This is a genomic window from Saccharomonospora iraqiensis subsp. paurometabolica YIM 90007 (genome assembly GCF_000231035.2).
Lineage (GTDB): Bacteria > Actinomycetota > Actinomycetes > Mycobacteriales > Pseudonocardiaceae > Saccharomonospora > Saccharomonospora paurometabolica.
The window spans coordinates 77,075-82,283 of the sequence record NZ_KI912185.1; the positions used below are offsets into that span (position 1 = coordinate 77,075).

Annotated in this window: 7 protein-coding genes; 6 read left to right on the forward strand and 1 reads right to left on the reverse strand. The window is 73.7% G+C overall.

Translation table 11 applies throughout. The features are described from left to right. The 6 genes from SACPADRAFT_RS24480 to SACPADRAFT_RS0200465 all read left to right on the forward strand — a co-directional run. A partial coding sequence (locus tag SACPADRAFT_RS24480) for a tyrosine-type recombinase/integrase (RefSeq protein WP_007026387.1) occupies positions 1–409 on the forward strand: 409 nt, incomplete at its 5' end. Positions 410–512: 103 nt separating this feature from the next. Further along, the gene (locus tag SACPADRAFT_RS0200445; protein ID WP_007026388.1) at positions 513–1,532 is read left to right on the forward strand and encodes a ParA family protein; all 1,020 of its coding nucleotides are present in this window, start codon (positions 513–515) and stop codon (positions 1,530–1,532) included. A gap of 173 nt (positions 1,533–1,705) precedes the next feature. Then, complete coding sequence (locus tag SACPADRAFT_RS31835; RefSeq protein ID WP_084258224.1) at positions 1,706–2,092, forward strand: hypothetical protein; 387 nt, start codon at positions 1,706–1,708, stop codon at positions 2,090–2,092. Beyond that, entirely contained in the window at positions 2,092–3,006 is a 915-nt protein-coding gene (locus tag SACPADRAFT_RS0200455; protein WP_007026390.1) for a segregation and condensation protein A, read from the forward strand. The genes SACPADRAFT_RS31835 and SACPADRAFT_RS0200455 overlap by 1 nt, the downstream gene beginning before the upstream one ends. Then, positions 3,003–3,797 carry an SMC-Scp complex subunit ScpB gene (scpB, locus tag SACPADRAFT_RS0200460; RefSeq protein WP_007026391.1) on the forward strand — a complete coding sequence of 265 codons (795 nt, stop codon included), beginning with the start codon at positions 3,003–3,005 and terminating at the stop codon, positions 3,795–3,797. Before SACPADRAFT_RS0200455 ends, scpB begins: the two co-directional genes overlap by 4 nt. After that, on the forward strand, positions 3,784–4,539 hold the full coding sequence (locus SACPADRAFT_RS0200465; RefSeq protein ID WP_007026392.1) for a pseudouridine synthase: 756 nt from the start codon (positions 3,784–3,786) through the stop codon (positions 4,537–4,539). The genes scpB and SACPADRAFT_RS0200465 overlap by 14 nt, the downstream gene beginning before the upstream one ends. A gap of 37 nt (positions 4,540–4,576) precedes the next feature. Here the strand turns inward: SACPADRAFT_RS0200465 and SACPADRAFT_RS0200470 are convergent, their stop codons facing one another. Further along, positions 4,577–5,146 (reverse strand): GNAT family N-acetyltransferase, encoded by a 570-nt coding sequence (locus SACPADRAFT_RS0200470; RefSeq protein ID WP_028662112.1) that lies wholly within the window; start codon positions 5,144–5,146, stop codon positions 4,577–4,579. Between the last annotated feature and the right edge of the window lie 63 nt (positions 5,147–5,209).

Below are 5,209 nucleotides of genomic sequence, written 5' to 3' on the forward strand. Positions count from 1 at the left end.
GACGGTCCTGCTGCGCGGCAAGGGCGGCAGACAGCGCCTCGTGCCGGTCGGCGGGCCCGCGACCGACGCCGTCGACGCCTACCTGGTGCGGGCGCGCCCCGAACTGGCCCGGCGCGGCGGGGGAGGGGCCGCGGTGTTCCTGAACGCCCGGGGTGGACGGCTGTCCCGGCAGAGCGGGTGGCAGACCCTCCGGGACGCGGCCGGGCGCGCCGGGATCACCGCCCCGGTCTCGCCGCACACCCTGCGGCACTCGTTCGCCACCCACCTGCTGGAGGGCGGGGCCGACGTCCGCGTGGTGCAGGAGCTGCTCGGCCACGCGTCGGTGAGCACGACCCAGGTCTACACCCTGGTGACAGTCAACACCCTCCGTGAGGTCTACGTGACGGCGCATCCCCGCGCCCGGGGCTGAGCGGGCGAAAACTAGCCCGGTCGTGCCAGGCGAGTCGCGTTGGCGCTGTTCCGAGTACCGCAATACGCTGGCGCCGTCCATGCCGAAGAGGAGCTTTCGCCCCATGTCGACTTCCCACCACACGGCGAGGCGCGCCCAGGACCCGTCCGGCCGGGCGACCGACGCGACCGCGGACGGGACCTCCGGTCCGGCGGCCGTGTCCGACGCCGGGGACCACGCCCCCGTGTCCGACGCCGGGGACCATACCCCCGTGCGCACGGCGAAGGGGGCCCGGGACGTGGTCGACGACAAGCCGAAGCCCGGTCCCACCGGGCGGCCGCGCCGCGAGATCCCCGAGCCGCCCCGGTTGGACGGGCACGGCCCCGCGCGGGTCGTCGCGATGTGCAACCAGAAGGGCGGCGTGGGCAAGACCACCTCCACGATCAATCTGGGCGCGGCGCTGGCCGAGTACGGCCGCAAGGTGCTGCTGGTCGACTTCGACCCGCAGGGGGCGTTGTCCGTCGGCCTCGGTATCCAGCCGCACGAGCTGGACCAGACGGTCTACAACGTGATCATGGAGCGCTCCGTCGAGGTCGGCGACGTCATCCGCAAGACCACCGTCGACGACGTCCACCTGCTGCCGAGCAACATCGACCTCTCCGCCGCCGAGGTGCAGCTCGTGGCCGAGGTGGGCCGGGAACACACCCTGCTGCGGGTACTGCGGCCGGTGATCGACGAGTACGACTACGTGCTGGTGGACTGCCAGCCCTCGCTCGGCCTGCTCACCGTCAACGCGCTCACCGCGGCCGACGGCGTCATCATCCCGCTGGAGTGCGAGTTCTTCAGTCTGCGCGGTGTGGCATTGTTGATCGACACGATCGACAAGGTGCGTGAGCGGCTGAACCCGAGGCTCGACATCACCGGCATCCTCGCCACCATGTTCGATCCGAGGACCCTGCACTCGAAGGAGGTCATGGCGCGCGTGGTGGAGGCATTCGGTGACACCGTGTTCGACACGGTGATCAACCGCACGGTGCGGTTCCCCGAGACGACGGTGGCCGGAGAACCGATCACCCGCTGGGCACCCCGGTCGGCCGGTGCGACCGCGTACCGCACGCTGGCCCGCGAGGTGATCCGTCGGTGAGCAGACGAGCACCCCTGCCCGGTGCCTCGGAACTGTTCCGCCGAACCACCCGCCCGTCCCCCGGGACGTCGGCTCCCGGGGACGGCGCCCCGGAGCCGACCGGTGTCGCCGGGGCCGGTGCGCACGGGGCCGGTGCCGAGGGGATCGGTGCCGAGGGGATCGGTGCCGAGGGGATCGGTGCCGACGGAACCGGTGCCGCCGGGGCGGAGGCCGGTGACCCGGCACGCCCGGAGACTGCCGGGGCGGACCCGGCCGGGGACGGCGACCGGCGGTGGGCCAGGACGGCCCCGCGGAAGGGCTCCGGGAGGCAGCGGCACGACGCGAAGATCACCGTCTATGTCTCGGGTGACGAACTGCTGGCGATGGAGCAGGCACGGCTCACCCTGCGTGGTGCCCACGACCTCGTGGTCGATCGCGGGCGCATCGTGCGGGAGGCGGTCGCGGTGCTACTCGCCGACTTCGAGGAGAACGCGGAGGAGTCCGTGCTGGTGCAGCGGCTGCGGGACACCGACGAGGGCACCGCCGGTGGGGCCGGGGACGCCGGGGGGACGACGCCCTGATGGACGACGCCGCCTCGGCGGTTCCGGACGACACCGCCCCGGTGGTTGCGCCCGGGGAGACCGACCCCGGGCGGAGCGACGGCAGCACCCCGGGGGAGACCGGTCCGGCACCGGGGTTCCAGGTGCGGCTGGAGAACTTCGAGGGTCCGTTCGACCTGCTGCTGCAACTGATCTCGCAGCACCAGCTGGACGTCACCGAGGTCGCGCTGCACCGGGTCACCGACGACTTCATCGCCTACACCCGGGCACTGGGCACCGAGCGGCGCCTCGACGAGACCACCGAGTTCCTCGTCGTCGCGGCGACCCTGCTGGACCTCAAGGCCGCGCGCCTGCTGCCCTCGGCCGAGGTGGACAGCGAGGAGGATCTGGCGCTGCTGGAGGCGCGCGACCTGCTGTTCGCCCGTGTCCTGCAGTACCGTGCGTACAAGCAGGTGGCCGCGTTGTTCGCCGAGCTGGAGTCGTCGGCGCTGCGGCGCTATCCCCGCTCGGTGGTGCTGGAGGACCGCTACGTCGGGCTGCTGCCCGAGGTGATGCTGGGCGTGACCCCGGAGACGTTCGCCGAGGTGGCCGCCGGGGTGTTCCGGCCCAAACCGCCGCCCACGGTGTCGCTGGACCACCTGCACACCGGGCGGGTCTCGGTCCGGGAGCACGCCGCGGTCCTGCGGGTGCGGCTGGCCACCGCGGGCCGGGCCACCTTCGGCGAGCTGGTCGACGACTGCGAGCACACCATCGACGTCGTCGCGCGGTTCCTGGCGCTGCTGGAGCTGTACCGGGAGTCCACCGTCGAGTTCGAGCAGGCGGAGGCCCTGGCCGAGCTGCACGTGCGGTGGACGGGCGGCTCCGCGGAGGAGGCCGCCGCGGCGGCCGAGCGCGACCGCGCGGACGGTGCGGAGGCGGACGAGGAGTACGGATGAACGAGGACGGGACCGCCCACGACACGACGGTGGGTGACCCGCCGGTGGAGCAACCACCGGCTGACGGGGGCGACCCGGCCGACGCGAGCGTCCCGGCGGCCGGGGGAATCGACGCGGCCGGAGAGGTCGACGGGAGCGACGTCGCCGACAGGAGCGACGCTGCCGGTGGCGACGATGCTGCCGGCGGGGAGGACGCTGCCGACGGGGACGACGCTGCCGGTGCGGCCGGGGGACGGGCACTGCCGGACGTGTCGTCCGACGACGCGTTGCGCTCGGCGTTGGAGGCGGTGCTGCTGGTGGTGGACGCGCCCGTGAACGAGGAGTCGCTGGCCGGGGCGCTGGAGCAGCCGGTGGACCGGGTCACCGAGATGCTGCGCACGATGGCGGAGGACTACAAGGACCGCGGCAGCGGCATCGACCTGCGGCGCGTGGCGGACGGGTGGCGCTTCTACACCCGGGACACCTACGCCCCGTTCGTGGAGAAGCTGCTGCTCGACGGGCAACGGTCCAAGCTGACCCGGGCCGCGTTGGAGACCCTGGCGGTGGTGGCCTACCGGCAACCGGTGACCCGGTCGCGGGTCGCGGCGGTGCGGGGTGTCAATGTCGACGGTGTCGTGCGCACACTGCTGGCCCGGGGGCTGATCGAGGAGAGCGGCACCGACCCGGAGACCGGCGGCACCCTGTACGGCACGACCGACCTGTTCCTGGAGCGGTTGGGGCTGTCGTCGTTGTCCGACCTGCCCCCGATCGCCCCCCTGCTTCCCGAGGTGGATTCGATTGACGACGGCTGACCGGCACGCGGACGGGCCCGAGGGTGTGCGGTTGCAGAAGGTGCTCTCCCGCGCGGGGGTCGCCTCCCGCCGCGCGGCGGAGGAGATGATCGCCGACGGCCGGGTGAGCGTGGACGGCGTGGTGGTGGAGGAGCAGGGCCGCCGGGTCGACCCGGACACCGCCGTGATCCGCGTCGACGGGTCGCGGGTGGTGGTCCGCGAGGATCTGGTGTACCGGGCGCTGAACAAGCCGCGCGGGGTGCACAGCACGATGACCGACGACCGGGGCAGGCCCTGTGTGGGCGACTACGTCTCCGACCGGCGACTGTTCCACGTCGGCAGGCTCGACGCCGACACCGAGGGCCTGCTGCTGCTGACCAACGACGGCGACCTGGCGCACCGGCTGATGCATCCGTCGTTCACCGTGCCCAAGACCTACGTCGCCGAGGTCGAGGGCACGGTGCCCCGGGGGCTGGGCGCGACGCTGCGGGAGGGCGTGTCGCTGGAGGACGGACCCGTGCGGGTCGACGGGTTCCGCATCGTCGACACCCGTCCCGGCCGCACCCTGGTGGAGTTGGTGCTGCACGAGGGCCGCAACCGCATCGTCCGGCGGCTGCTGGACGAGGTCGGCCACCCGGTCCGCAAGCTGGTCCGCACCGCGGTGGGCGACGTCCGGCTCGGCGACACGAAACCGGGCACCGTCCGCCCGCTCACGCACGCCGAGATCGGGGCGCTCTACCGCACGGTCGAGTCCGGGGAGTGACACCCGGGCCGCCGGGCGGGGACCGGGCCGTCCGGGCTCACGCCTCCGGGTCGTGCAGCCGCAGATCGAGGCTGCCGGTCAGCCGCAGTTCGCGGACCGTGCGTTCGCCGGTGTCCAGGGTGCGCACCGTACCGTCCGGGTGCCACCCCGCGTGGCGGTAGAGGTTCAGCGTGGCCGAGTCGGACTGTGCCACCCACGCGATGCCGCGTTCGGCGCCGTGCTCCCGCAGGGCGGTGGCCGCCGCCGCGAGCAACCGGCCACCGTGGCCGCGCCGACTCCACCGGGGCTCCACGAGGACGGTCGCGATGAGACCGACTTGGTCGGCGTCGCCGGGCAGGGCTCCGTCGGCCGAGGCGACGTCCTCCGCCGGTGCCGGGCCCGCGACGCAGAACCCGACCGTGTACCCGCCCTCGGTGGCCACCCGGACCGCGGTCTCCGGATGCCGCACCGCGCCGGACCACTGCGCGGCCAGGTCATCGGCGTCCAGCGCGTCGACGACCCCGGTCCCCAGCGTGTCGGTGTAGGCGGTGCGCCAGGTGGTCAGCTGAACGCGCACGATGTCGTCGACGTCGTCGTCGGTGGCCTGCCGGACCGCGGCGGTGCTCATGGCGATCACCGTAGCCACCGGCCGCCGCCCCGCCCCGCGGCCCCCGCCCGCCTCCCCGCCGCG

Coding starts and splice junctions, on each gene's coding strand:
- SACPADRAFT_RS0200470 (WP_028662112.1), bottom strand. CDS start 5,146: ATGAGCACCGCCGCGGTCCGGCAGGCCACCGACGACGACGTCGACGAC.
- SACPADRAFT_RS0200445 (WP_007026388.1), top strand. CDS start 513: ATGTCGACTTCCCACCACACGGCGAGGCGCGCCCAGGACCCGTCCGGC.
- scpB (WP_007026391.1), top strand. CDS start 3,003: ATGAACGAGGACGGGACCGCCCACGACACGACGGTGGGTGACCCGCCG.
- SACPADRAFT_RS0200455 (WP_007026390.1), top strand. CDS start 2,092: ATGGACGACGCCGCCTCGGCGGTTCCGGACGACACCGCCCCGGTGGTT.